The sequence below is a fragment of the Curtobacterium aurantiacum genome, assembly GCF_018598555.1.
GTDB lineage: Bacteria > Actinomycetota > Actinomycetes > Actinomycetales > Microbacteriaceae > Curtobacterium > Curtobacterium aurantiacum.
Genome location: NZ_JAHEWN010000012.1, coordinates 77549 through 103598 on the forward strand (window position 1 = coordinate 77549; position 26050 = coordinate 103598).

At 71.8% G+C, this 26050-nt stretch carries 23 protein-coding genes and 1 tRNA gene; 21 read left to right on the forward strand and 3 right to left on the reverse strand.

Annotated features, from left to right (window positions below; all coding sequences use genetic code 11):
- Window positions 1–220: 220 nt before the first annotated feature.
- Genes ileS through KK087_RS12010 form a run of 5 tightly spaced genes read left to right on the forward strand, consistent with a single transcriptional unit; the run spans window position 221 to window position 6699 of the window.
- Window positions 221–3478: an isoleucine--tRNA ligase gene (ileS, locus tag KK087_RS11990; RefSeq protein ID WP_214565548.1), complete on the forward strand. Its 3258-nt coding sequence runs from the start codon at window positions 221–223 to the stop codon at window positions 3476–3478.
- Window positions 3475–4968: a bifunctional folylpolyglutamate synthase/dihydrofolate synthase gene (locus KK087_RS11995; RefSeq protein ID WP_214565550.1), complete on the forward strand. Its 1494-nt coding sequence runs from the start codon at window positions 3475–3477 to the stop codon at window positions 4966–4968. Before ileS ends, KK087_RS11995 begins: the two co-directional genes overlap by 4 nt.
- A complete protein-coding gene (locus KK087_RS12000) occupies window positions 4965–5381 on the forward strand; it encodes a DUF4233 domain-containing protein (RefSeq protein ID WP_214530450.1) in 417 nt (138 codons plus the stop codon). The genes KK087_RS11995 and KK087_RS12000 overlap by 4 nt, the downstream gene beginning before the upstream one ends.
- Before the next feature lie 35 nt (window positions 5382–5416).
- Window positions 5417–5836, forward strand: a complete 420-nt coding sequence (ndk, locus tag KK087_RS12005) for a nucleoside-diphosphate kinase (protein WP_017885984.1) — start codon at window positions 5417–5419, stop codon at window positions 5834–5836.
- 14 nt (window positions 5837–5850) lie between these two features.
- The gene (locus KK087_RS12010) at window positions 5851–6699 is read left to right on the forward strand and encodes a DsbA family protein (RefSeq protein WP_214530451.1); all 849 of its coding nucleotides are present in this window, start codon (window positions 5851–5853) and stop codon (window positions 6697–6699) included.
- Between the two features lie 68 nt (window positions 6700–6767).
- On the opposite strand, the gene KK087_RS12015 is transcribed toward KK087_RS12010, so the two are convergent.
- Window positions 6768–7631: a DsbA family protein gene (locus KK087_RS12015; RefSeq protein ID WP_214565552.1), complete on the reverse strand. Its 864-nt coding sequence runs from the start codon at window positions 7629–7631 to the stop codon at window positions 6768–6770.
- 31 nt (window positions 7632–7662) lie between these two features.
- Window positions 7663–8265: a vitamin K epoxide reductase family protein gene (locus KK087_RS12020; RefSeq protein WP_307860052.1), complete on the reverse strand. Its 603-nt coding sequence runs from the start codon at window positions 8263–8265 to the stop codon at window positions 7663–7665.
- A gap of 348 nt (window positions 8266–8613) precedes the next feature.
- Here KK087_RS12020 and KK087_RS12025 point away from each other — a divergent pair, with 348 nt between their 5' ends.
- Together KK087_RS12025 and KK087_RS12030 are read left to right on the forward strand one after the other, a co-directional pair.
- Window positions 8614–11703: an Rne/Rng family ribonuclease gene (locus tag KK087_RS12025; protein WP_214565554.1), complete on the forward strand. Its 3090-nt coding sequence runs from the start codon at window positions 8614–8616 to the stop codon at window positions 11701–11703.
- Between the two features lie 2 nt (window positions 11704–11705).
- Window positions 11706–12518, forward strand: coding sequence for a hypothetical protein (locus tag KK087_RS12030; protein ID WP_214565556.1), 813 nt, complete (start codon window positions 11706–11708; stop codon window positions 12516–12518).
- A gap of 196 nt (window positions 12519–12714) precedes the next feature.
- On the opposite strand, the gene KK087_RS12035 is transcribed toward KK087_RS12030, so the two are convergent.
- Entirely contained in the window at window positions 12715–12987 is a 273-nt protein-coding gene (locus tag KK087_RS12035) for a DUF4031 domain-containing protein (RefSeq protein WP_071405560.1), read from the reverse strand.
- Between the two features lie 179 nt (window positions 12988–13166).
- Here KK087_RS12035 and rplU point away from each other — a divergent pair, with 179 nt between their 5' ends.
- From rplU to KK087_RS12105, 14 genes are all read left to right on the forward strand, one after another.
- Window positions 13167–13475 (forward strand): 50S ribosomal protein L21, encoded by a 309-nt coding sequence (gene rplU / locus KK087_RS12040; protein ID WP_027464715.1) that lies wholly within the window; start codon window positions 13167–13169, stop codon window positions 13473–13475.
- A 12-nt stretch (window positions 13476–13487) separates the two neighbouring features.
- On the forward strand, window positions 13488–13739 hold the full coding sequence (gene rpmA, locus KK087_RS12045; RefSeq protein ID WP_017885976.1) for a 50S ribosomal protein L27: 252 nt from the start codon (window positions 13488–13490) through the stop codon (window positions 13737–13739).
- A 104-nt stretch (window positions 13740–13843) separates the two neighbouring features.
- Entirely contained in the window at window positions 13844–15421 is a 1578-nt protein-coding gene (gene obgE / locus KK087_RS12050; protein ID WP_214565558.1) for a GTPase ObgE, read from the forward strand.
- A 7-nt stretch (window positions 15422–15428) separates the two neighbouring features.
- Window positions 15429–16247, forward strand: a complete 819-nt coding sequence (gene proB, locus KK087_RS12055) for a glutamate 5-kinase (RefSeq protein ID WP_250901051.1) — start codon at window positions 15429–15431, stop codon at window positions 16245–16247.
- A 401-nt stretch (window positions 16248–16648) separates the two neighbouring features.
- A complete protein-coding gene (locus KK087_RS12060) occupies window positions 16649–17914 on the forward strand; it encodes a glutamate-5-semialdehyde dehydrogenase (protein ID WP_214565560.1) in 1266 nt (421 codons plus the stop codon).
- A 41-nt stretch (window positions 17915–17955) separates the two neighbouring features.
- Window positions 17956–18156 (forward strand): hypothetical protein, encoded by a 201-nt coding sequence (locus KK087_RS12065; RefSeq protein WP_214531371.1) that lies wholly within the window; start codon window positions 17956–17958, stop codon window positions 18154–18156.
- An 11-nt stretch (window positions 18157–18167) separates the two neighbouring features.
- Entirely contained in the window at window positions 18168–18767 is a 600-nt protein-coding gene (nadD, locus tag KK087_RS12070) for a nicotinate-nucleotide adenylyltransferase (protein WP_110859233.1), read from the forward strand.
- Entirely contained in the window at window positions 18764–20272 is a 1509-nt protein-coding gene (locus KK087_RS12075; protein WP_214565562.1) for a hypothetical protein, read from the forward strand. Before nadD ends, KK087_RS12075 begins: the two co-directional genes overlap by 4 nt.
- Window positions 20273–20404: 132 nt before the next feature.
- The gene (gene rsfS / locus KK087_RS12080; RefSeq protein WP_214531373.1) at window positions 20405–20779 is read left to right on the forward strand and encodes a ribosome silencing factor; all 375 of its coding nucleotides are present in this window, start codon (window positions 20405–20407) and stop codon (window positions 20777–20779) included.
- A gap of 108 nt (window positions 20780–20887) precedes the next feature.
- A tRNA-Ala gene (locus KK087_RS12085) sits at window positions 20888–20960 on the forward strand.
- 119 nt (window positions 20961–21079) lie between these two features.
- The gene (locus tag KK087_RS12090; protein WP_214565564.1) at window positions 21080–22003 is read left to right on the forward strand and encodes an aldose 1-epimerase family protein; all 924 of its coding nucleotides are present in this window, start codon (window positions 21080–21082) and stop codon (window positions 22001–22003) included.
- Window positions 21982–23505 carry an anthranilate synthase component I family protein gene (locus KK087_RS12095; protein WP_214565566.1) on the forward strand — a complete coding sequence of 508 codons (1524 nt, stop codon included), beginning with the start codon at window positions 21982–21984 and terminating at the stop codon, window positions 23503–23505. The genes KK087_RS12090 and KK087_RS12095 overlap by 22 nt, the downstream gene beginning before the upstream one ends.
- A 46-nt stretch (window positions 23506–23551) precedes the next feature.
- Window positions 23552–24418: a DnaE2-dependent mutagenesis accessory factor ImuA' gene (imuA', locus tag KK087_RS12100; RefSeq protein ID WP_250901052.1), complete on the forward strand. Its 867-nt coding sequence runs from the start codon at window positions 23552–23554 to the stop codon at window positions 24416–24418.
- Window positions 24415–26043, forward strand: a complete 1629-nt coding sequence (locus KK087_RS12105; RefSeq protein ID WP_214565568.1) for a DNA polymerase Y family protein — start codon at window positions 24415–24417, stop codon at window positions 26041–26043. The genes imuA' and KK087_RS12105 overlap by 4 nt, the downstream gene beginning before the upstream one ends.
- The last annotated feature ends 7 nt before the right edge of the window (window positions 26044–26050 follow it).

A 26050-nucleotide genomic window follows, 5' to 3' on the forward strand; every position in this document is an offset into this window, starting at 1 on the left:
AAGTCGTCTTCCAAGAGCGTCGATCCGGCCATCACCGGGGAGCTTCCGGAAGAACGCGGAGCGCACCAGCGCCTCCGTCAGTAGAACCGGGCGGGTTCGGGACCGTCACCACCCCCGACACAGAGTGGTCGCACAGCGCACGTTGGGCGGCAAACGAGGTGGTACCGCGGAACCTGCTTTTCGTCCTCGTGGAGATCGAGCGAACCCACAAGGAGTCCCGGTGCCGTACCCGTTGAACGCCGATGCCGATGGCGTCGTCCCCTCGCCGAGCTTCCCCGCCGTCGAGCGGGGCATCCTCGCCTTCTGGAAGCGCGACGACACGTTCCAGGCGTCCATCGACGCGCGACAGGGCTGCCCGGAGTGGACCTTCTACGACGGCCCGCCCTTCGCCAACGGCCTGCCGCACTACGGGCACCTGCTGACCGGCTACGCCAAGGACGTCTTCCCGCGCTACCAGACCATGCGCGGCAAGCAGGTGCACCGCCGCTTCGGCTGGGACACCCACGGCCTGCCCGCCGAGCTCGAGGCGATGCGCCAGCTCGGCATCACCGAGAAGCACGAGATCGACGCGATGGGCATCGACGTCTTCAACGCCGCCGCCAAGAAGTCCGTGCTGCAGTACACCGACGAATGGCAGGAGTACGTCACCCGCCAGGCGCGCTGGGTCGACTTCGAGGACGACTACAAGACCCTCGACGTCACCTTCATGGAGAGCGTGCTCTGGGCGTGGAAGCAGCTCTGGGACAAGGGCCTGGCGTACGAGGGCTTCCGGGTCCTGCCGTACTGCTGGAACGACCAGACGCCGCTGTCCAACCACGAGCTGCGCATGGACGACGACGTCTACAAGATGCGCCAGGACCAGTCCGTCACGGTGGCGTTCCCGCTGCACGGCGACCGCGCTGCGGCGCTCGACCTGACCGGTGTGCGGGCGCTCGCCTGGACGACGACCCCATGGACCCTGCCGACGAACGCCGCGTTGGCAGTCGGACCGGCGATCGCGTACGCGGTCGTCCCGGCCGGGCCTGGAGGCGCGGCTGACGGTGCCGACGCCGGGTCCGTCTCCTACCTGCTCGCGTCCGACACCGTGGCCGCGCACGCGAAGGAGCTCGGTTACGCCTCGGGTGACGAGGCGCTCGCCGCCGTCGCTCGCACGCTGACGGGCGCCGAGCTCGACGGCGTCGAGTACGAGCGCCTGTTCGACTTCCTGGCCGACGCCGAAGGCTACGAGAACGCGTGGCGTGTGCTGGTCGCCGAGTACGTCGAGACCGGTGAGGGCACCGGCATCGTGCACCAGGCCCCGGCCTACGGTGCCGACGACCAAGAGGTCTGCGCCGCCGCCGGCATCCCCGTCGTGCTGTCCCTCGACGAGGGCGGCGTCTTCACGTCGCAGTTCGGCGAGGTCGCCGGCATGCTCTGGTCGGACGCGAACAAGCCGCTGACGAAGGCCGTCCGCGACGCCGGGCGACTGCTCCGCCAGGCGTCCTACGAGCACAGCTACCCGCACTGCTGGCGGTGCCGGAAGCCCCTCATCTACAAGGCCGTCTCGTCGTGGTTCGTCCGCGTCACCGAACTCCGCGACCGCATGGGCCAGCTCAACCAGGACATCAACTGGGTGCCGGACAACGTCAAGGACGGCCAGTTCGGCAAGTGGGTCGGCAACGCCATCGACTGGTCGGTCTCGCGCAACCGCTACTTCGGCACGCCGATCCCGGTGTGGCAGTCCGACGACCCCGAGTACCCGCGCACCGACGTCTACGGCTCGCTCGCCGACATCGAGCGCGACTTCGGTCGCCTGCCGGTGAACGCCGAGGGCGAAGTGGACCTGCACCGCCCGTTCATCGACGACCTGACGCGGCCGAACCCCGACGACCCCACGGGCGGGTCGACGATGCGCCGGATCACCGACGTGTTCGACGTGTGGTTCGACTCCGGCTCGATGCCGTACGCCCAGGTGCACTACCCGTTCGAGAACCGGGAGTGGTTCGAGTCGCACAGCCCGGCCGACTTCATCGTCGAGTACATCGGGCAGACGCGTGGCTGGTTCTACGTCATGCACGTGCTCTCCACCGCGCTGTTCGACCGGCCGGCGTTCCAGAACGTCATCAGCCACGGCATCGTCCTCGGCTCGGACGGCCAGAAGATGTCGAAGTCGCTCCGGAACTACCCGGACGTGTCCGAGGTCTTCGACCGCGACGGCGCCGACGCCATGCGCTGGTTCCTGATGTCCTCGTCGGTGATCCGCGGCGGCAACCTCGTCGTCACCGAAGAGGGCATCCGCCAGGGCGTCCGCGAGTTCATGCTGCCGCTGTGGTCGACGTACTACTTCTTCACCCTGTACGCGAACGCCTCGGGTCCCGACGGCTACCGGGCCGAGCGCCGGACCGACTCGACCGACGTGCTCGACCGGTACCTGCTGGCGAAGACCCGGGTGCTCGTCACCGACGTCCGGGCGCACCTCGACGCGCTCGACACCCCGCTCGCGGCCCAGGCCGTCCGCGACTTCGCCGACGTGCTGACGAACTGGTACGTCCGCCGCTCGCGTGACAAGTTCTGGACCGGGGCCGACGCGGACGCCGGTGCCGAGACCCGTGCGGCGTTCGACACGCTGTACACCGTGCTCGAGACCCTGACCCGGGTCGCCGCACCGCTCGCGCCGCTCGTCACCGAGGAGATCTGGAAGGGCCTGACCGGTGGGCGCAGCGTCCACCTGACGGACTTCCCGGACCCCGACGAGTTCCCCGCCGACGACGCCCTCGTCGACGCGATGGACCGCGTGCGCGACGTCGCCTCGAAGGGCCTGGCGCTCCGCAAGGCCACCGGCAAGCGCGTCCGGCTGCCCCTCGCCACGCTGACCCTGGTGGTGCCGGACCCGGCCGCGGTCGAACCGTTCGCCGACATCCTGCGCGACGAGCTCAACGTCAAGCGCGTGGTGCTCGAGACGCAGGCCGAGGAGTCGCTGGCGCAGTACGGCATCGAGCGGAAGCTCACCGTGAACGCCCGCGTCGCCGGCCCCCGCATCGGCAAGCAGGTGCAGCAGGTGATCCCGGCCGCCAAGAAGGGCGACTGGACCGCGACCGACTCCGGCGTGACCGTCGGCGGCGTCGACCTGATCGAGGGCGAGTACTCGCTCGACCTCACCGTGGCCGACGCCTCGGTGGCCGTGGCGTTCCTCGACGAGGGCGGCTTCGTCGTGCTCGACACCGTGACGACGCCCGAGCTCGAGGCCGAGGGGCTCGCCCGTGACGTCGTCCGCGCCGTCCAGCAGGCCCGCCGCGACGCCGACCTCGACGTCAGCGACCGCATCGCCCTGACCCTCCGGGTGGACGACACGGCCGACGGCGCGGTCCGCGCGCACCAGGAGCTCATCGCCGGGGAGACCCTGGCGACGAGCGTCGAGATCGTGCCCCTCGGGGCGGACGACACCACCACCGACGTCGGTGACGGTGCGAAGGTATCCGTGGAGGTAGCACGCGCATGAGTGACGACGACCAGTACGACGACCACGAGGCGAACGAGGAGTTCGTCGGACACGACGACCTGGACGGTCGCGACGAGGACGGCATCCGGATCCCGGTCGGCCCCTCCGGAGACGGTCCTGCCGATGCCGTGCCCTACGGCGGCGACGACGACGAGGTCCGCCGCGTCGAGGCCGCCCTGTACGCCCGCATCGGCGAACAGGCCCCCGAGCGCCGGCTGACCGCCACCCGCCGCGCCGTCGAGCTGCTCGGCGACCCGCACCTGGCGTACCCGGTGATCCACGTGACGGGGACGAACGGCAAGACGTCGACCGCGCGGACCATCGAGAGCATCGTCCGGGCCCACGGTCTGCGCACCGGCCTGATGACGAGCCCGCACCTGGTGTCCATCCGGGAGCGCATCGTCGTCGACGGCCAGCCGATCGCGGCCGACCGGTTCGTCGAGAACTGGGACGACATCGCCCCGGTGCTCGAGATCACCGACCGCGAGCTCGCCGACAAGGGCGAACCCCCGCTGACGTTCTTCGAGGCGCTCACCGTGCTCGCGCTGGCGTGCTTCGCCGAGGCCCCCGTCGACGTCGCCGTGATCGAGGTCGGGATGGGCGGCGAGTGGGACTCCACCAACGTCGTGCAGAGCCAGGTGTCGGTGTTCACGCCGATCGCCATCGACCACGCGAAGCAGCTCGGAGCCACGGTCGCCGAGATCGCCCGCACCAAGTCGGGGATCGTGAAGCCGTCGTCCGCCGTGGTGTCGAGCCGGCAGGTCCCCGAGGCCCTCGCCGAACTCGAGCGCGCGGCCGAGCTCACCGAGTCCACCCTGGCCGTCGAAGGGACGGGATTCAGGGTCGTCGACGTCACCCCGGCCGTGGGCGGACAGCTCATCACCGTGCAGGGCATCGCCGGCCGCTACGACGACCTGTTCCTGCCGCTGTTCGGCCGGCACCAGGCCGACAACGCCGCCGTGGCCATCGCAGCGGTCGAGTCGTTCCTCGGCCGCGGGGCCCAGGCCCTCGACGAGGACGTCCTGTCCGAGGGCATCGCCGGCACGACCAGCCCCGGTCGCCTGCAGCCCATCGCGACCGACCCGACCGTCGTCGTCGACGCCGCGCACAACCCGCACGGTGCGAAGGCCCTCGCCGAGGCGCTGCCGGTGGCCTTCCCGTCGGAGCACGTCGTCGGCGTCGTCGGGATCCTCGGCGACAAGGACGCCCGCGGGTTCATCCGCGCGCTCAAGGACACCGTCGCCATCTTCGTCGTCACGCAGCCGCCGGGGGACCGCGCACTCGACGCGGACGAGTTCGCCCGGGTCGTCATCGACGAGGTCGGCGTCGACCGGGTCGTGGTCGAGCCGGCGCTGGCGTCCGCCCTGCAGCAGGCACGCGACCTGGCCGACGAGGCCGACGCCGAGGACGCCCTCGTGCTCGTCGCGGGCTCCATCGTGATGGTGGGCGCGGTCATGGACCTCGTGCACCGGGAAGGCGAGGCGAAGTGACGGACGCACCCCGTGCCTCCCGGCCGGGACGCACACCGCGCACCCGGAAGCCGCGCCGCCCACGCGGGGCACAGGAGAGCCTGCTGTCGATCGCCCTGGTGCTCGAAGCGATCATGTTCTTCTTCCCGATGCTCGTCGTGTTCGGGAAGGGCACGCTGCCGCCCGCCGTGGCCTTCGGCGGCGGCATCGGCGCGATCATCGTCCTCGCAGCGGCCTCACGCCTGACGGGCAACCCGGCCGGTGTATGGTTCGGGTGGCTGCTGCAGGCGGCCATCCTCGCCACCGGGTTCATCGAACCGTTCATGTTCGCGGTCGCCGTGGTGTTCCTGGCGCTGTGGGTCTTCTGCTTCGTCAAGGGCGGTCAGCTCGACCGTCAGAACGCCGCGCGCCGAGCGGCCATGGGCGAGGACTGACCACCACATTCGACCCCGAACACAGGGAGTACTGCGTGTCCGACTTCGAAGAGACCCTCGTCCTCGTCAAGCCCGACGGCGTCGCCCGCCAGCTCACCGGTGAGATCCTCCGCCGGATCGAGGCCAAGGGCTACGAGCTCGTCGACCTGAAGATGCTCACCGCGCCGCGGGACCTGCTCGACGCGCACTACGAGGAGCACCAGGGCAAGCCGTTCTTCGAGCCGCTCGTCGAGTTCATGCAGTCCGGCCCGGTCGTCGCCGTGCGCGTCGCCGGCAACGGTGCGATCGCGGGCTTCCGCTCGCTCGCCGGCACCACCGACCCGACCTCCGCCGCGCCCGGCACCATCCGTGGTGACCTCGGCCGCGACTGGGGCCTCAAGGTGCAGCAGAACCTGGTCCACGGTTCGGACAGCCCCGAGTCGGCCGCGCGCGAGCTCGCGCTCTGGTTCGCCTGAGCGACGGGGACGACGTGACGAACAACGACCGACCCACCAAGAACGAGCGGCGTCAGCACGCCCGTGAGGTCGCACGGCAGCGCGCCGACGCCGAGAAGCGCCGCAAGCGCCGCAACAGGTGGTTCCTGCAGGGCGGCATCGGCCTGGGCATCGTGGCGATCGCCGCGATCATCACCATCGTCGTGGTGAACGTGAACAACGCACCCGCCCTCTCGGCGGCCGGCCCGAAGAACATGGCCACCGGCGCGATCCAGTTCACCGGCGAGGACGGCAAGGTCACCCCGGTGAACACGAAGGCCGTCCCCGCGAAGGGCACGCCCTCCGCGGCCCCGACGACGAACGCCGACGGTGCCGTGACGGTCACCGAGTACGTCGACTGGGCGTGCCCGGTCTGCAAGCAGTTCGAGGCGGCGTACTCCGGCCAGATCCTCGACAAGGTGAAGTCGGGCGACGCGACCCTGGCGATCCAGCCGGTGTCGATCCTCGACCGCAGCTACGCGGGCTCCCGGTACGCCAGCCGGGCCGCGAACGCCGCCATGTGCGTGGCGAACTACGCGCCGGACAAGTTCCTCGACGTGCAGACGCAGTTCTTCGAGAACCAGCCGGCCGAGGGCACCAAGGGGCTCACCAACTCCGAGATCGCGAAGCTCGTGAAGGCGGGCGGCGCGACCGGTTCGGACCTCTCCGAGTGCCTGTCCACCGAGCAGTTCAAGGGCTGGGTGACGAAGTCGACCAAGATCGTGACGGCCGACGAGGCACTCGCGGGCCCCCAGGGCTTCGGCACGCCGACGGTCGTCGTCGACGGCAAGCGCCTCGACGACCTCAGCACGGTCATCACCGCGATCGACGCCGCGGCGAAGTAGCACTCCCGAACGACCGACGGCCCTCGCTCCCACTCGGGAGCGGGGGCCGTTCGTCGTGCGCGGGGGAGCTAGGACGTCCCGCCGTGCCGCCGGACGAAGGCCGCGAAGGCGTCGGTGTCGGCGAGGGACGTCGAGCCGTCCGCGTCGTACTGCTCGCCGTTGACGATGATCGTCGGCGTGCTCGTGATCCGCTCGAGCGACGAGTTCGGTACCGGGTCGTTCATCGCCCGGTTCGTGGCGTCGGCGACCCACCCGGCGAAGTCCTGCCGGATGATGCACGGTGTCACGGCCGGGTCCGTCGCCCCGGCGTCCGCAGCGAGGGACGCCAGCTCGTCGTTGGTGAGTCCGCGCGTGCCCTCGGACGGCTGGTGCTCGTAGAGCGAGCTGTTGAACGCCAGGAACGCGTCCGGGTCGTGGTCCGCCACGCAGGCGGCAGCCGCAGCCGAGCGGGTGGAGTACCGCGATCCGAGCGACACGCGGTCGAGCAGCCCGAGCGGGTGCAGCTCGAGGGTGGCGGTGCCGTCCTCGACCCACTGCCGGATCTGTGGCATCTGCGCCGTCTCGAACTGGTTGCAGTACGGGCACATGTAGTCCGCGTAGATCGTGATCGCGGTCTGCGAGCCGCCCTGCGCGGTCGGCGTCGGGGACTCGCCGTCGGGCACCGCTCGCGTCTCGACGGGCACGATCCTGCCGTTCGAGCCCGTCAGCAGGACGCCGTCGCTCGCCGTGTTGCGGGGACCCGGCCCGGCGGGCCGCACCGAGTTCGCGATCACGACGACCACCACCGCGACCACCGTGAGGCTGCCGACGATGATCCCGCTGGTGCCCAGCACGCGGCGGCGGCGTCGACGCGCCCGGTCCTTCGCCCGGGCCGCACGTGCGCGTTCCCGCGCGGCGTCCCGATGCGCCCTGCCGCTCTCGTGCTCAGTCATCGATCCCGAGCGTAGGGGCAGCCCGGGCGGGTCAGATCATCGACAGGAGGGTCGGGAACATGATGATGATCGTGACGATGATGAACAGGTAGTTCGCCAGCGGGAACGCCCAGCAGAAGGGCAGGAGCGTCCGTCCGACCCGCTGTGCGCCGGCGCCGAAGCGGCCCTGCGCGGCGTTCCAGATCGTGAACACCCAGAACATCGGGATCGTCACCGACCAGACGAGCATGCACCACGGGCACAGTGCGCCGATGACCCACACGGTCTGCGTGAACAGCCACGTGACGAACACCCACGCCAGGAACACACCGACGTTGAACGCGATCCAGAACCAGCGTGATCCGTTCCGGAACCCGGCGAGCAGCATGACGGCGACGGCGATCGGTGCGACGAAGCCGAGGAGGCCGAGCAGCGGGTTCGGGAACCCGAACAGGTGCCCCTGCGCGCTCGCCATCACGTCCGAGCAGCTGATGAACGGATTGAGGTCGCAGCTGAGGACGGCCTTCGGGTTCTCGTACTTCTTGAACTCGTCGAGCACGAGCTGGAACGAGCCGAACAGGCCGACGAGCCCGGTGACGAGCAGGAAGACCGCCATCGCGATCGGACGACGGGGGGCAGGTGCAGACGCGGTCACGCGGTCATCATCGCATGCGGGTTCCGGTGCTTTCCGGGTGTGGCATGCGATAATGCCTGGAGGTCGTGCGGCCAACCGCACACCGAAGCGAGCTTTCCGAGCATCGCCCCACCGGGCGGTGCCCGGACGATCAGGTGCGGTGAGAGCGCACTGTGGTCGGACAGCGTCACTCCGACGCCGGGCCGACCCGGGCCGGGTGCCCGGAGCGGAACGGGCGCGGACGCAACGAGAAGTTGACGCGGACCGGTCACGAGACAGCGAACGCGGGGGCGTCGACGCCGCCCGCCACAACGACAGAATTCCCGCCATCCGAAAGGGTGCGAGTGGGGCCGAGGAGTGCGCCAGTTCATGGTGGAGCAGAACAACGACAACACGACCAACGACGAGAACGCGCCGAAGCGCCGGAGCCGCCTGTTCGGCGGTCGCCGCGCCCGGTCGTCCGGCCAGGAGGCTGGGCCCACGCGAGCCGGTTCCGACGCGTCGCGAAGCGACGTGGCGGCCGAGCTCGTGGGGAGGGGCGCCGAGCAGGCACCCCACGCCGACGAGACCCTCGCGCTGACGGGCGGCGCTGACGCCCGTCCCGCGGCCAGCGTCGCGTCGGCCGGTTCGCCGGACTCTCCCGATTCGCCGGACTCGCCCGACTCCCCGGCTTCGCCGGCGTCGCCCGTCGAGTCGACCGACACCGGGGCGGTCTCCGTCGCGGTCGAGGCCGTCGCCGACGGCGGGGCCGAGCCGCACGACGTGAGCACGCTGACCGGCGACCTGCCGGTCGTGTCGGGTGACCAGGCCGCCACCGCGACCGACGGGGCGGACGCGAACCGTGCCTCCCGTCCGGCCCAGGGCGAGCCGACGACCGAGGCGAGCGCACCCGCTGCTGCCGCCGAGGAGCCGTTCGTGCCGAAGGCGACGAGCACACTCAGCCTGATCTTCCACGCGCCGGTGCTGCCGGAGCTGCCGCAGCGCGCGCCCCGGTACGAGCGCGACCGCGACCGCGATCGCGACCGCGACCGCGACGAGGACGACCGCTACGACCGCGAGGACCGTTTCGATCGCGACCGCGATCGCGACCGTGACGACCGCGACGACCAGGGCGGTTCGCGCCGCCGTTCGCGTCGCCGTGGGTCGAGCGCCGACCGCGAGGCCCGCGAGCCGCGCGAGCCGCGCGACCACCAGGAGCCGCGCCGCCGTGAGCCGGAACTCATCACCGAGCCGCAGCGCATCAAGGGTTCGACCCGGCTCGAGGCGAAGAAGCAGCGCCGTCGTGACGGCCGTGACGCCGGACGCCGCCGCCAGGTCGTGAGCGAGGACGAGTTCCTCGCCCGCCGCGAGAGCGTCGACCGCCAGATGATCGTCCGCTCCAGCTCGTCGACGATCGAGATCGGCGTGCTCGAGGACGGCATCCTCGCCGAGCACTACATCACCAAGTCCGAGAACGTGTCGCTCATCGGCAACGTGTACCTCGGCAAGGTGCAGAACGTCCTGCCCTCGATGGAGGCCGCGTTCGTCGACATCGGTCGTGGCCGCAACGCCGTGCTCTACGCCGGTGAGGTCGACTGGAACTCCGTCGAGACCGGCAACCACGGTCGCCGCATCGAAGCAGCGCTCAAGCCGGGCGACAAGGTCCTCGTGCAGGTCACGAAGGACCCGGTCGGCCACAAGGGCGCCCGTCTGACCAGCCAGATCTCGCTGCCGGGCCGCTACCTGGTCTACGTGCCGAACGGCTCGATGAACGGGATCTCGCGCAAGCTGCCGGACACCGAGCGTGCCCGCCTGAAGAAGATCCTGAAGGAGGTCCTGCCGGAGCACGCGGGCGTCATCGTGCGCACCGCTGCCGAGGGCGCGACCGAGGAGCAGCTCACCCGCGACGTGCAGCGCCTGACCAGCCAGTGGGAGGCCATCCAGAAGAAGGTCGCCGGTGGTCACGCCCCGGTCATGCTGCACTCCGAGCCGGACCTGCTCATCAAGATCGTCCGTGACGTCTTCAACGAGGACTTCACGAAGCTGATCATCGACGGCGAGGCCGCCGGCGGCACCATCGACGAGTACCTGTCGGCCGTCGCCCCGGACCTCAAGGACCGCGTCGTCCGCTACGAGGGCCCGGACTCCTTCGAGGAGTTCCGCCTCAACGAGCAGATCGACAAGGCGCTCGACCGCAAGGTCTGGCTGCCCTCCGGTGGTTCGCTCGTCATCGACCGCACCGAGGCCATGACGGTCGTCGACGTCAACACCGGCAAGTTCGTCGGTTCCGGGGGCAACCTCGAAGAGACGGTCACGAAGAACAACCTCGAGGCTGCCGAGGAACTCGTCCGCCAGCTCCGCCTGCGCGACATCGGCGGCATCATCGTCGTCGACTTCATCGACATGGTGCTCGAGGAGAACCGCGACCTCGTGCTCCGCCGCCTGGTCGAGTGCCTGAGCCGCGACCGCACGAAGCACCAGGTCGCCGAGATCACCTCGCTCGGCCTCGTGCAGATGACCCGCAAGAAGATCGGGGTCGGCCTGCGCGAGTCCCTCGACGAGGTCAACGCCAAGGTCAACGACAACAACGCCGACCCGGGCCCGAGCAAGGGGCGTCGCAAGGGTCGTGGTGGGAACGGCAACGAGAACGGCCGGTCCGACAACGGCAACGGCAACGGCAACGGCAACGGCAACGGCAACGGTGGCAAGGGGCACTCCGGTTCCTCGGGGCAGTCGAACGGGCCCTCCGGTCAGGCGCACCAGATCACCGACGACGTGAAGAACGCGCTGTCGCGGATCGCGGCCTCGACCCTCTCGCACGACGAGCAGCAGGCGGCAGACGCAGCCGCAGCGTCGACCGGGACGGACGCGACGGACGCGACGGCGCCGACGTCGGCCGATGCCGCGAACGGCACCTCCGGCGAGCAGCCGACCGGTTCGAAGCGTCGCCGCCGCGGTCGTGGCGGACGCGGTGGGGACCAGCAGGCCACTGCGGGTGCCGAGAACGCCGAGTCGACGGACGCTCCCGCTGCGGAGCAGTCCGATGCGCCCGACCGGTCGGTCGCACCGGAAGCCGCCGAGGCCGTGGTCGTCGAGCCGAAGGCCACCGCGCCGACGGCGGGCGAGCCGAAGGCCGTCGTCGAGCCGGTCGCCGCTGCACCGAAGGCCAAGGCCCCGGCTCGTCGTCGGGTGAGCTCGAGCGCGACGGTGACCCCGACCGAGAACTCCGTCGCGATCCTGGACATCCCGATCGCCGCGGCGCCCAAGCGCGAGCCACGCACGGTCGCCCCGGACGCCGAGTCGCTGCTCGACTCGGTGCTCCAGGCGCTGCCCGAGCCGAAGCAGCCCGGTCAGGGGCGTTCGCGCTCCCGCCGGGTCTCGTCCCCGAGCATCAGTGCTCCGGCGGCGCCGACGGATGAGTCGACCGATGACACCGACGGCTCCGACGGCTCCGACGGCGCCGTGATCCTGGGGAACTGACCATGACGAACCCGGGCGACCCGCAGCAGCAGCGCGGGTACTACGGTGCGGGCTGGTCCCAGCCCGCACCGCCCGGCCCGGGCAGTCAGCAGCCGGGAGGCCCGGTGCCGCCGCAGCAGGGCAGTGTGCCGCAGTACGGGCACCAGCCCGGTGCCGGAGCCCCGTACGCCCCGCCGCGGCCACCCCGTGCCCCCGCCGATCCGCGCCGGGCGTTCGCGCCGGGCGCCTCGGTGACGAACACGGCCGGCGCGCTCATCGCCGTGGTGACCCTGGTGCTCGTCCAGTTCGTGTCCGGGCTGTTCGGACTGCTCGGGAACGCGCTCGTGGTCAGCCCGTTCCGGCACTACGGCGCCGGGACGAGCTTGCTCGGCAGCTTCACCACCGGGGTCTTCGTGGCGCCGTTCCCGTACTACGCCGGTGCCTTCCTGGCCCTGGCCTTCCTGACACCGATCGACCGCCGCAGCCCGCTGCCTCGGCTCCTGCTCCGCGCCGTGCTCGCCGGCGCCGCCGGCACCGTCGCCCTGGCGCTCGTCGGGGTCTTCACGGGCTCGTTCGGTGCGACCACCGCTGGCGGCTCGAAGCTCGTCATCGACGTCGTCACGACGCCGCTGCAGAACGGCGTGCCCTTCACGGTGATGCTCCTCGCGACCGCCACGGCGGCGTGGCTCTGGCTCGGCCGCCCACGCGGTGCTCGCAGTCCGGCGTCGACGTCGGGCATGCCGGGCACCGTCCGACCCGCCGACGCGGTCCCGCCGGCGACGATCCAGCCGCAGCAGCCCCCGGCGAACCCCTGGGGCGGTCCAGCTCCCCGCTGAGCCCGTTCGCGGCCCCTCGCACGGTGCGAGGCCCCGTCGAACCGTGCGAGGTTCCGTACTCGGTGTGCCAGTCTCCGCGTCGCACGGAGTACGGAACCTCGCACCGTTCGCGCGGCCCTGCGAGCCGGCGGCGCGCCGTGCGAGGTGCCGCGCGGGGCGGACCGGCACCGGGCCTCCCGGCCGTCCTGGCGTGCCGTCAGAGCCCGCGCTTGTCCCGCTGCGCCACGCGCAGCCCGCTGCGGATCAGGCGCAGCACGAGCTCCCGACCGGTCACGGCGGACGCGCCAGCGGCCACCAGTTCGTCGTACCGCGAGAGCGGGACGTCGTAGTGGTCGTGATCGAACGCACGGCGCGGCACACCGGCCCGCGCAGCGAACGCGTGGAGTTCCGCGTAGGATTCATCACTGACGAGGTGCGACCACAGTGTGTCGTGGGCGGGCCACGTCGGTGGGTCGATCAACACGGTCACCGTGCAATCGTACGGGTGTCGCCGTTTGACCGGACCCAGGGTGATCGAGTATTCTCGGTCCCTGGTGTCAGCGGGCCGTTCTGCCTGCGTCGCCGATCGGGCCCGGCCTTCCGGGAGCCGCTCGTGCAGAAGTGGGCACCCGAGACTTCCCTCAAGCAGAGTTACGTAAGGATTTCCACGTGGTTTACGCAGTAGTGCGCGCCGGCGGCCGTCAGGAGAAGGTCGAGGTCGGCACCATCCTGACCATCGACCGTGCCAAGGCGGACGACAAGGGCAACATCGACCTCGCCCCCGTGCTCCTCGTGGACGGTGACAAGATCACGTCGGCGGCTTCCGAGCTCGCGAACGTGACCGTCACCGCCGAGGTGCTCGACGACCTCCGTGGTCCCAAGGTCATCATCCAGAAGTTCAAGAACAAGACCGGGTACAAGAAGCGCCAGGGTTTCCGCGCTGAGCTGACCCGCGTCAAGATCACCAAGATCGCGTAAGGGAGTCAACTCATGGCACACAAGAAGGGTGCGAGTTCCACTCGCAACGGTCGTGACTCGAACGCACAGCGCCTCGGCGTGAAGCGCTTCGGTGGCGAGGTCGTCAACGCCGGCGAGATCATCGTCCGCCAGCGCGGCACGCACTTCCACCCGGGCGCCAACGTCGGCCGCGGTGGCGACGACACGCTGTTCGCCCTCTCGTCCGGTTCGGTCGAGTTCGGCACCAAGGGTGGCCGCAAGGTCATCAACATCGTCAACGCGTAGTCGTCCGAACGACTGCAGCGGGAGGGGCGGGCCGAGTGCCCGCCCCTCCTTCGCTTTTCCCGCCGACGATCCCGTCGGCACAACGAAACACCTGGAGTGGACCCATGGCGACCTTCGTCGACCGCGTGACCCTGCACCTCAGCGCGGGGCACGGCGGCAACGGCTGCGTGTCGGTCCGCCGTGAGAAGTTCAAGCCCCTCGCCGGGCCCGACGGCGGCAACGGCGGTGACGGCGGCGACATCGTGCTCGTGGCCGACCCGCAGGTGACCACGCTGCTCGGCTACCACCGTTCACCGCACCGCTCGTCGAAGAACGGGCAGCCCGGCATGGGCGACCACCGCAGCGGCGTCAGCGGCGAGGTCCTCGAGCTCCCGATGCCCGTCGGCACCGTCGTCTACGACGAGTCCGGCGAGGTCATCGCCGACCTCACCGAGCCCGGCATGCGCGTCGTCGTGGCCCCCGGCGGACAGGGCGGTCTCGGCAACGCGGCGCTCTCCACCACGAAGCGCAAGGCCCCCGGCTTCGCGCTGCTCGGCACCGAGGGGTGGGCCGGCGACATCAGCCTCGAGCTGAAGACCATCGCCGACGTCGCCCTCGTCGGGTTCCCGAGCGCCGGCAAGTCCTCGCTCATCGCGGCCATCTCCGCCGCCAAGCCGAAGATCGCCGACTACCCGTTCACGACCCTCACCCCGAACCTCGGTGTCGTCGAGTCCGGCGACACCCGGTTCACCGTCGCCGACGTCCCCGGTCTGATCGAGGGTGCGTCCGAGGGCAAGGGCCTCGGACTCGAGTTCCTGCGCCACGTCGAGCGGTGCGAGGCGCTGCTCCACGTCATCGACTGCGCCACGCTCGACCCGGGCCGCGACCCGATCAGCGACCTCGACGTCATCCTCGGCGAGCTCGAGCGTTACCCGGTCCCCGAGGGCCAGGTGCCGCTGCTCGAGCGCCCGCAGCTCATCGCCCTGAACAAGGTGGACGTGCCCGAGGCGCAGGAGCTCGCCGAGTTCGTCACCGCCGAACTCGAGAGCCGCGGCTACCGCGTCTTCCCGATCTCGACCGCGTCGCGCAAGGGTCTCCGCGAGCTGACGTTCGCGCTGGCCGACATCGTCGAGCAGGCCCGCGCCGCCCGTGCTGCCGAGCCGGTCCCGGAGCGCATCGTGCTCCGCCCCCGTTCGGTCAACGAGAAGCCCTTCACCGTGCGCGCCGAGGGCGGCGAGGAGCACCGCTTCTACCGTGTCCGCGGCGCCAAGCCGGAGCGCTGGGTCCAGCAGACCGACTTCACCAACGAAGAGGCGATCGGCTACCTGGCCGACCGGCTCGCGAAGCTCGGCGTCGAGGACGGCCTGTTCAAGGCCGGTGCCGTCGCCGGGTCGACCGTCGTCATCGGTGGCGACGGCGGCATGGTGTTCGACTGGGAGCCGACGCTCACCTCGACGGCGGAGCTCATCACGAGCGCCCGCGGTACCGACGCCCGCATCGGCGCGACCTCGCGTCCGACCCGCAACGAGCGGCGCGAGGAGTACTTCGAGCGGATGGACGCCAAGGCGGCCGCCCGCGCCGAGCTCGAGCAGGAGCGCGTCTCCGGGCTCTGGGTGGACGACGACGTGGTGACCAGCGACCAGCTCGGCACCGGCGACCAGTCCGACAGCGACCAGGTCGAGACCAGCGACCAGAAGGACTGACCGCGGCATGACCGACACGACCGCCCACAGCGACCTCGGACCCGTCACCCGGCGCGAGGACATCCCGCGTGCGCGGCGGATCGTGGTCAAGGTCGGCTCGTCCTCGGTCAGCGGTGCCGCCGCCGGCCAGATCGGCCCGCTGGTCGACGCCCTGGCCGCGGCCTACGGTCGAGGCACCGAGGTCGTGCTCGTGTCGTCCGGTGCGATCGCGACCGGGTTCCCGTTCCTCGGGCTCGAGGGTCGGCCGGACGACCTCGCCACGCAGCAGGCGGCCGCGGCCACGGGTCAGAACGTCCTGATGTTCCGGTACCAGAAGGAACTCGACCGGCACGGTGTCGTCGCGGCGCAGATCCTGCTGACCGCCGGTGACCTGCAGAATCCGACGCACCGGGTGAACGCCCAGCGGGCCATCGACCGGTTGCTCGCGCTGCGGGTGCTGCCGATCGTGAACGAGAACGACACCGTCGCCACGCACGAGATCCGCTTCGGCGACAACGACCGGCTCGCGGCCCTGGTGGCCCGGCTGCTCGGTGCCGATGTCCTCGTGCTGCTCTCCGACGTTGAGGCGCTCTACACGGCGCCCCCGGAGCAGCCCGGCGCGACCCGCATCGACGAGGTGCCGTTCGGCGACGAGCTCGCCGGGGTCACCTTTGGCTCGATCGGCACCGCCGGCGTCGGCACCGGGGGAGCGGGGACCAAGGTCGCCGCCGCGCGGCTCGCAGCCGAGGCCGGCACCGCTGTGCTCGTCACCGACACGGCGCTGGTCGACCGCGCGCTGGCCGGCGAACACCTCGGTACCTGGTTCCACGCCGCATCGCGGCCCTGACGCAGTCCGCACAGCGCCCGGAACGGTCACGACGCGCCATCGGCACGGCGCCGAATGGTCGGGAACCGTCGGCGCAGGCGTCGCGGAGCGACGGTCTGTGACCGCGCGCACGGCGCAGGACGACGTGTCGTGACCGGTCGGCGGAGTGGACGCGACCGCCTGGAGGCCCGGTGCAGGTCCGGGGACCGGTGGCGGGCCTCCAGGCGGTCACGACTCCCTGTCGGGACGCCGGCGTGTGGTCGAGAACCCTCGGTACGGTCGCCGCGTCGCGCAGATCTGCGACCGCTCAGCAGACGGGTGACGACGTGTCGTGACCGGTCGGCGCGGCGGACCGGGCCTGGAGGCACGGCGAGCGTCCGGCACGCCCGTCACGAACCGAGGGGCGGACCTAGAATCGGTCCATGTCGTCGATCGCGCCCGCCCCGACCCTGACCGACACGCTCGTGGCAGCACGGGCTGCCTCGTCGGCGCTCGCGACCGCGACCACCGCCGTCAAGGACGCCGCGCTCGTGGCGATCGCCTCGGCCGTGCGCGCCGCGACCGCCGAGATCGTCACCGCGAACCACGAGGACCTGGTCGCCGGTGAGGACGGCGGGCTGTCGTCCGGGCTGCTCGACCGGTTGCGGCTCGACCCGGTCCGGATCGAGGCCCTGGCCGCCGCGGTCGAGCACGTCGTCGGGCTCACCGACCCGGTGGGTGAGCACGTCCGCGGGTCGCAGCTGCCGAACGGGCTCCAGCTCACCCAGGTCCGCGTGCCGTTCGGCGTCGTCGGCGCCATCTACGAGGCGCGCCCCAACGTCACCGTCGACATCGCCTCGCTCGCGCTCAAGTCGGGGAACGCCGTGGTGCTCCGCGGCGGGTCCGCAGCGCAGCACACCAACGCCGTCCTCGTGGCACGCATCCAGGACGCCGTCGAGTCGGTCGGGCTGCCGCGCGACCTGGTGCAGACCATCGACACGTTCGGCCGGGCCGGTGCCACCGAGCTCATGCGCGCCCGTGGCCTGGTCGACGTGCTGATCCCGCGGGGGAGCGCCTCGCTCATCCAGACCGTGGTGACCGAGTCGCAGGTGCCCGTCATCGAGACCGGTGCGGGGGTCGTGCACGTGTTCCTCGACGCGTCCGCGCCCGAGCAGCGGGCCGTGGACATCGTCCTGAACAGCAAGGTGCAGCGGCCGAGTGTGTGCAACGCCCTCGAGACCCTCCTGGTGCACGAGGCAGCGGCCGAACGGCTCCTGCCGGTGCTGGCCGACCGGCTGCGGGCGTCCGGCGTCACGCTGCGTGGTGACGAGACCACGCGGGCGATCGTGCCCGGTGTGCTCCGTGCCACGGACGACGACTGGGCGACCGAGTCGATGGACCTCGACCTGTCGATCCGCGTCGTGCCCGACGTCGACGCGGCGATGGCCCACATCGCCCGGTGGTCCACGCACCACACCGAGTCGATCGTCACGAACGACGTCGACACGGCCGAGCGGTTCCTGGCGACCGTCGACTCGGCGGTCGTGATGGTGAACGCGTCGACACGGTTCACCGACGGCGGCGAGTTCGGTTTCGGCGCCGAGGTCGGCATCTCGACGCAGAAGCTGCACGCACGCGGTCCGATGGGGCTGCCGGAACTCACGAGCACGAAGTGGATCGTGCGCGGCTCCGGGCAGATCCGCGGCTAGACTGAACGGCGTCTTTCCCCGACCGAACGGAGCACCGAACGATGACCCTCCTCGCAGAAGCTGCTGAGCACGCCTCCGGGGCGCCCGCGTTCGTGTACCCGATGGTCGGCGCCCTCTTCTTCATCTTCCTCGGCTTCGTGACCTGGAGCTTCCGCGACGTGGCCTACCGTCACTCGCAGAAGTTCGAGGCCACCCGCCACCACGAGACGGGTGTCGACGAGTTCGGTCACACCAAGATCTGACCGACCACTCGATGCTCGAGACCACCGGACGGCCACGCATCGGCGTGATGGGTGGCACGTTCGACCCCATCCACCACGGGCACCTGGTCGCGGCGTCCGAGGTGGCGCGGGCGTTCGACCTCGACGAAGTCGTCTTCGTCCCCACCGGACAGCCGTACATGAAGTCCGACGTCACCGATGCCGAGCACCGGTACCTGATGACCGTGATCGCGACCGCGTCGAACCCGATGTTCACGGTCAGCCGCGTGGACATCGACCGTCCAGGACCGACCTACACCGTCGACACCCTGCGTGACCTGCACGAACAGCGACCGGATGCCCAGCTGGTCTTCATCTCGGGCGCAGACGCCGTTCAGCAGATCGTCGACTGGAAAGACCATGATGGTCTCTGGGACCTGGCGCACTTCGTCGCCGTGACGCGTCCGGGACACGCCTTGAGCATCACCGGATTGCCCGAGCGGGACGTAAGCTTGCTCGAAGTCCCTGCACTGGCCATATCCTCGACGGATTGCCGTGACCGGGTTCGACGGGGGTTCCCCGTCTGGTACTTGGTTCCCGACGGCGTCGTCCAGTACATCTCCAAGCACCACCTGTATCGGAGCGTTGCATGAGTTCGTCCGACGCGCAGCCGCCCCTGTCGCGGCGCCAAGCGCGCGAGCGGGAGCGTGCCGCCGCGGCCGGTTCTCAGCCCGCGACGCCGCCCCCGACCGTCGCAGCACCCGCCGCCGAGACCCCGGAGTCGCACCGTCGCCCCGGGTCGCACGTCGCCCCGGCACCCGGTGGCCCGGCGCAGTCGTCCGCCCCGGTGTCGGCACAGTCCGCACCCGGGTCCGCGCAGTCCGTCCCGGTGTCGGCACCGGCAGCCGGTGTGCCGCCGTTCCCGCCGGCCTCCGCGACCGAGATCGTCCCCGGCAGCGGTGGGCTCACGCGTCGGCAGATCCGGCAGCTCCGTGCGGCCGAGAACCAGGCGGTCCAGCCGGTCCCGCTGCAGAACCCGACCCCGCAGTCGTCGGACCGCACCGTCGAGGACGTCCTCGGCTCGGTCGACACCATCGACCCCTCGGTCGCACCGCGCAGCGCTCCCGACTCGGGCACCGGGTCCGACGACGAGCAGACCGCGCCGGCGACGGCCCTCGACCGGGCAGCGGTGGCCCAGGCCACCGAGGCCGACGGATCGCCGGACGCCCTCGAGCCCCTCGACGAGGCCGCCGCGCACGCCGAGGAACCCCGCCGTCACCGTTCGACCTGGTCGCCGCCCGCCGAGGCTGCGGACGCCGAGCCCACGACCGAGCCCGAGCCGGAGTCCGCGTCGGAGTCCGAGTCCGACGCCGCGGTGTCCAAGGGCGCGACGGACCGGACGACCGAGGACGCTCCGGCCACGGCCGCTCGACCCGCCGACACCGCCTCCGCTCCGGAGCCGCGGCAGGCAGCGGTCAGCCCGGCCCCGGCCCCGATCCCGACGAGCGCCGCCGCCGCGACCCCCGCCGTGTTCCCGCTCTCGCTCGACGCCGACGCCGACCCCGAGGACGACGACACCAACGAGGTGCCGCTGCCCGGATCCGCTCCCGCGACCGAGGCCCCGAAGGTCCCGGCCGCGTTCCAGCGTCCGACGGAGCCGAAGCCCGTGACCACGGCCTTCGCGCCGCCCGCCGGCCACTGGTCGCAGCAGGCGCACGACTCGAACGACTCCGAGGTGCACGACGCCGAGACCGGTACCCGCCGCGTCGCCGTGACCAACACGAACGCGATCATCCTGCCGAACTCGGCCCTCGCCGACCCCACCGGTGCCCTGAACGCGACGGGCGAGGTGATCCTCACGGGGTCGATCGACCTGCCGGCGTCGCTGTCGTCGACCGGGTCGCACCGGCCGATCGACGGCGCCGAGGTCGACCGCCTGCTCGAACAGCAGGACGAGCAGCCCGAGACCGACGCCAGCCCGGTCCGCGCGAGCCGTGCGGTGTCGAGCCACACGTCGACCCGGCAGGTCGTGCTCGCCGCGGCCAAGCCGAAGGAGTCGCGCACGCCGCTCATCCTCGGCATCACCGTGGGTGCCGTCGGGCTGGCGGCGGCGGGCGTGATCATCACCGCCCTCCTCACGACCCACATGGGCGGCTGACCACTGCCGTCCCCGACGTCCGTCCTGCACCACCCCGCCGACTCCGGCCTGGCCGCTGTCGGCGGGGTGGCTTATGATCGTGACCCATCAAGCGAACCGGCTGCCCGTCGGTTCGACGACCGGAAGGAATCCGTGACCGCCTCCACTCGCGCACTGGAACTCGTGCAGGCCGCAGCACTCGCGGCCGACGCCAAGCAGGCCGAGGACCTCGTCGCTCTCGACGTGACCGGGCCGTTGCAGCTCACGGACGTGTTCCTGCTCGCAACCGGTCGGAACGAGCGCAACGTGCAGTCCATCGCCGATGCCGTCGAGGAACGTCTCCTCGAACTCGGCGCCAAGACGCTCCGTCGCGAAGGTCGTGCCGAGGGTCGCTGGGTCCTCATCGACTTCGGTGACGTCATCGTGCACGTGTTCCACGACGAAGACCGTCAGTACTACTCGCTCGAACGTCTGTGGGCCGACTGCCCGACGATCTCCCTCGAGCTCCCGGTTGACCACACCGCCTGATCGGCGACGCGCCCGGGTGACGGCTCCGATTTCGTCACCCGGCGTTCGCGTGGTGTACGCTTCTATGGTGCCTCCGGAGAACCGGTCGGCGCAGAAGCAACACAATCTGGGTCTGTGGCGCAGCTGGTAGCGCACCTGCATGGCATGCAGGGGGTCAGGGGTTCGAGTCCCCTCAGATCCACCGGTACGAACACGAACAGTACGGACACGAACCGCCCCGTCGCTCCCGAGCGTCGGGGCTGTTTCGTTTCCGGGGTCGCGCGTCCGACGGCTCCCGGCCGCCCCCGATACGCTGAGCGCATGAGCAACGACGCGCCGCTGTCCGGGTCCCCGCTGACGATCGCCTCCGCCGGGTACACGGCCGACATCGCCACCGTCGGCGCGACGCTGCGGACGCTCCGTCACGATGGTCGCGACCTGGTCGTGCCGTTCGACGCCGACGAGGTGCGCCCGGTCTTCCGCGGTGCCGTCCTGGCTCCGTGGCCGAACCGGATCGTCGACGGTGAGTACTCCTTCGGCGGCGTCGACCATGAGCTCGCCCTCACCGAGCCGGCACGGCACCATGCCCTGCACGGACTCGTCGCGTGGACGGACTTCCGGGTGCAGGAGCAGGCGGACGACCGCGTGGTGCTCGCCACCACCGTGCAGGCGCAGCAGGGCTACCCGTACCGCGTCGAGGTCGCAGTGGAGTACCGGCTCGACGCCGAGGGGCTGCACACGACGATCACCGGGACGAACACGGGCGCCGAGGACGCTCCGTGGGGGACCGGCCCGCACCCGTACCTCGTCGCGGGCACCGGAACCGTCGACGACTGGACCCTGTCCCTGCCGGCAGCCCAGGTGCTCGAGGTGACGCCGGACCGGCTCATCCCGACCGACCTGGTCCCCGTGCACGACGAGTTCGACCTGCGGACGCCCACACTCATCGGTGACCGGTTCATCGACCACGCCTTCACGGGCTTCGACCGCGACGCCGCCGGCCTCGCGACCATCGCGGTCACGGCGGCGGACGGCCACGGGGTCCGTGCGACCTTCGGTCCGGAGTGCGGCTGGGCCCAGGTGCACACCGCGGACCACGTCGTGTCCGAGTACCACCGAGCCGGTCTCGCCGTCGAGCCGATGACGTGCGCGCCCGACGCCTTCAACGACGGCGAGGACCGCGGTCTCGTGGTGCTCACCCCCGGTGCCTCGCACGCCGCCGCATGGACGATCGCCGCGATCTGACCGGCCTCGACCCCGACCCCGACGTCCGCGTCGAGGTCCGCCGACTCGACCCGGTCCCGGACCTCGCGACCCTGGCGGCGCGTGTCCAGGGTGACCTGGTCTGGCTCGACTCCGGTCTGCCGGACGGTGCTGCCGCCACAGCTCGGCCCCGGGCACGCTGGTCCGTGCTGGCGTGGACGGACGGGCCGTTCGCCGCCCGGTTCCGGCACCAGGACCGTCGAGCGCACCTGACGGTCGCCGCGCCTGCAGAGGGGTGGCTCGGTCGGACCCGTTCCGAGGAGCGTCCGGCCTTCGCGGTGCTGGCCGACCTGCTCGCCCGCACACCCCGCCTGCCCGAGCCGCTCCCCGGGTGCGGCTTCGCGCTGGGCTGGGTCGGGTTCCTCGGCTACGAGCTCGGCCGCGAGTCCGGCGGTCCGGACCGCACCGCCGACGGACACGCCGACGCCGACCTGCGGTTCGTCGACCGTGCCTTCGTCGTCGACCACACCGGTTCCGGGTGGGCGCTCGCGCTCGTCTCCGACGCCGAACCGACGGCCAGTGCGCGGAACCGCGCGTGGCTCGAGCAGGTGACCGCCCCGTCGACTCCGGCCGACGTCGGGGACGCGGCCACGGGCCTCCCGGCCGGGGTGTCCGCGGCGACCGGACGTGTGTCGCGGGCCGCCTACGAGCGGGCGGTCGACGCGTGCCGCGCCGAGATCCGCGAGGGCAACGCGTTCCAGGTGTGCCTCACCACCGCCTTCGCGGTCGGACGGGAGGCCCGGGGCGGCTCCGTCTCGGACCCACACCTGGGCGAGTACCTGCGGATGCGGGCGTCCGATCCGGTGCCGTTCGGCGCGTACCTGCGGCTCGGCCCGCTGCGCGTGGCGAGCCGGTCGCCGGAGCGGTTCCTGCGGATCGACGCGGTCGGGAGCGTGCTCGCGGAGCCGATCAAGGGCACGCGGCGACGGCTCGCCGATGCTGACGCGGACGCTGCCGTGCGGGACGAACTCGCGGCGAGCCCGAAGGACCGGGCCGAGAACGTGATGATCGTCGACCTGCTGCGGAACGACCTGCTGCGGACGGCCGTGCCCGGGTCGGTGCACGTCGAGCGGCTGTGCGCCGTCGAGACCTACGCGAGCGTGCACCAGCTGGTCTCGACGATCGGGGCGGTGCTGCCGGCGGGGACGTCGCGGGCCGACGTGGTGCACGCGGCGTTCCCGCCCGGATCGATGACCGGGGCACCGAAGAGCAGCGCGACGGCGATCGCGGACCGGCTCGAGGGGGCGCCGCGCGGGGTGTACTCGGGTGCCATCGGGTACTTCTCGGCGAGCGGGGCGGTCGACCTGTCGGTGGCGATCCGTACCCTCGTGACCGTGCTCGACGACTCGGGCGTCGTGCGTTCCCGGACGCTGGGCGCCGGGGGAGCGGTGACGTGGTCGTCGGTTGCGGCGGACGAGGCGGACGAGGTCGAGACGAAGACGCGATCGGTGCTCGGTGGGGTCGGGGCGGTCGCCAGTTGGTGAGCTGATGCACTGAGTCGAACAGGCGTTCGACACAGACTGTCCACAGATGTCGGACGCGATTGACATCATCGAACACATGTTCGAATATGAGGGCATGCAGACGGCGGCGGCACTCCGGTCGCCCACCCCGGACCGGGGCGGGCGGAGCGGCGCTGCACACGGCAGCGGCGCGGGCAGTGGCGGTGCGCGCCGTGGGACGGACCACCTGGGCGATGCCCGGGCCGCGCTCGACCGCATCACGTCCCTGCGGTCCCGGGTGGCCGACATGGAGTCCACCCGGGTCGACACCGCCGGGCTCCCCACGGCCCCGGCGCTCGAACCCCTGCTGCCCGGTGGCGCGATCCGGGTCGGTGGTACCTACGCCGTCCCCGAGTCGGTGCTGCTCGCGATCACCATGCTGCAGGCGGCCTCGGCGGCCGGAGCGTGGTGCGCGGTCGTCGGCGTGCCGTCCTTCGGGGTCGAAGCGGCAGCCGCCGCGGGGATCGACCTCGAGCGGCTCGTCCTCGTCCCCGAACCGGGCGACCAGTGGCTCGCCGTGACGGCGGCGATGGCCGACATCGCGCAGATCGTCCTCACCCGACCGCTCGGCCGGGTCGTGCCGGGCGACGTGGCACGGCTGTCGGCTCGGCTGCGACAGCGCGGTGGCGCACTCGTCGCGCTCGGCTCCTGGCCCGGGGCGGACGTCACGCTGCGGGTCACGTCCTCGACGTGGAGCGGCATCGGACAGGGCCACGGTCACCTGACGGAACGCCGGGCGACCGTGACCGCGACCGGGCGTGCCGGCGCGGTGCGTCCGGCGACCGCCGAGCTGCTCCTGCCCGCGGCCGACGGTGCGGTCCGGGCCGCCACACCGGTACCGACGGTGGGCTCCGGGGACACCCGCGTGCTGCGGCCCGTGGCGGTGGCGTCGTGATCGCCTCCGGGCGCGTCCGGTCCGACGCGATCACGCGGGGAGCGGCACTGCCCGAACCACCCCCGACCCGGACGATCGTGCTCTGGTGCCCGGACTGGCCGGTCATCGCGGCGGCTCGGGCCGGTGGCACCCCGCCGGAGCAGCCCCTCGCCCTGACCGCGAAGGGGCTCGTGTTCGCGAGCTCCGCGTCCGCGCGTGAGCAGGGTGTCGTGCGGGGGCTCCGCGTGCGTGAGGCGCAGGCGCGGTGCCCCGAGCTCCTCGTGCAGCCCTACGACGACGCCCTCGACCACCGCGCCTTCGAGCCCGTCATCCGAGCGGTCGAGGCGGCGGTCCCCGGGGTCGAGGTGCTGCGGCCGGGCACCCTCGCGCTCCGCGCCCGTGGGCCGGCCCGGTACTACGGCGGTGAACGCGCGGCGGCGGCGACCCTTGCCGGCATCGCGGCCGACCACGGCGCCCCCGCGGTGCGGGCCGGGGTGGCCGACACCCCGTTCGCGGCGGACCAGGCAGCCCGGGCCCGTCCGGTGCGACCCGGTGAACGGGTGCGGCTCGTGCCCGTCGGGGGATCGGCGGACTTCCTCGCGCACCTGCCGCTCGGTGTGCTCGGCGACCCCGACCTCACGACGGTGCTCGACCGGCTCGGCATCACCACGCTCGGCGACTTCGCGGCACTCGGCGACGAACAGGTGCGGGACCGCTTCGGCGTGGCCGGGGCGTTCCTGCACCGGTTGGCCGGGGGCCGCGACCCACGCGAGATCGCGGCGCGGGAGATCCCGCCGGAACTCCGGGTCGAGGCGTCGTTCGAACCCCCGCTGGACCGTACCGACCAGATCGCGTTCGCGTTCCGGCGTTCCGCCGACGACTTCGCCGAGCGACTCCGGGCCGCGGGGCTCGTGGCGACGACCATCCGTGTGGGGATCGTCGACGAGCGCGACATCCTGCTCGAACGGACCTGGGCGCACCCGCGCTGGTTCGACGCCGCCGACGTGGTCGACCGGGTGCGGTGGCAGCTCGCCGGCGGGGTGGACCCGACCGGGCTCGAGGCGCCGGTCACCTCGGTGGTGCTCGAGCCGGTCGCCGTCGACGACATGGCGAACCACGAGCGCGGGCTGTGGGGCTCCGGCCCGGATGAGCGCGTGCACCACGGCCTCGCCCGGATCCAGGGCATGGTCGGGCACGACGGTGTGGTGAGTCCGCGCATCGGCGGTGGCCGCACCCTGTCCGAGCGCGTCGTGCTCGTGCCGTGGGGCGACGCGCCAGCGGGCGGCGAGCGTGCCCTGGCGACCGTCCGCGACCGCCCGTGGCCCGGCAAGCTGCCCGGCCCGCCACCCGCCACCGTGCTCGAGCGGCCCCGACCGGTCGACGTCGTCACCGCCGGCGGTGCGAGTGTCGACGTCGACGAGCGTGGTGTGCTGTCCGGCGCACCCGAGCGGTTCCGTGCCGAGGGCGACCGGGGCGGCACGTTCGCGGCCGTGACGGCCTGGGCGGGCCCGTGGCCGCTCGTCGTGCGGTGGTGGGAGTCCGGCGGACGACGCCTGCACCGGCTGCAGCTCGTCGACGCCGAGGGACGTGCCTGGTACCTGGTGCTGGCGGACCACCGCTGGTGGGCGGAGGCGATCGCGACGTGACCACCAC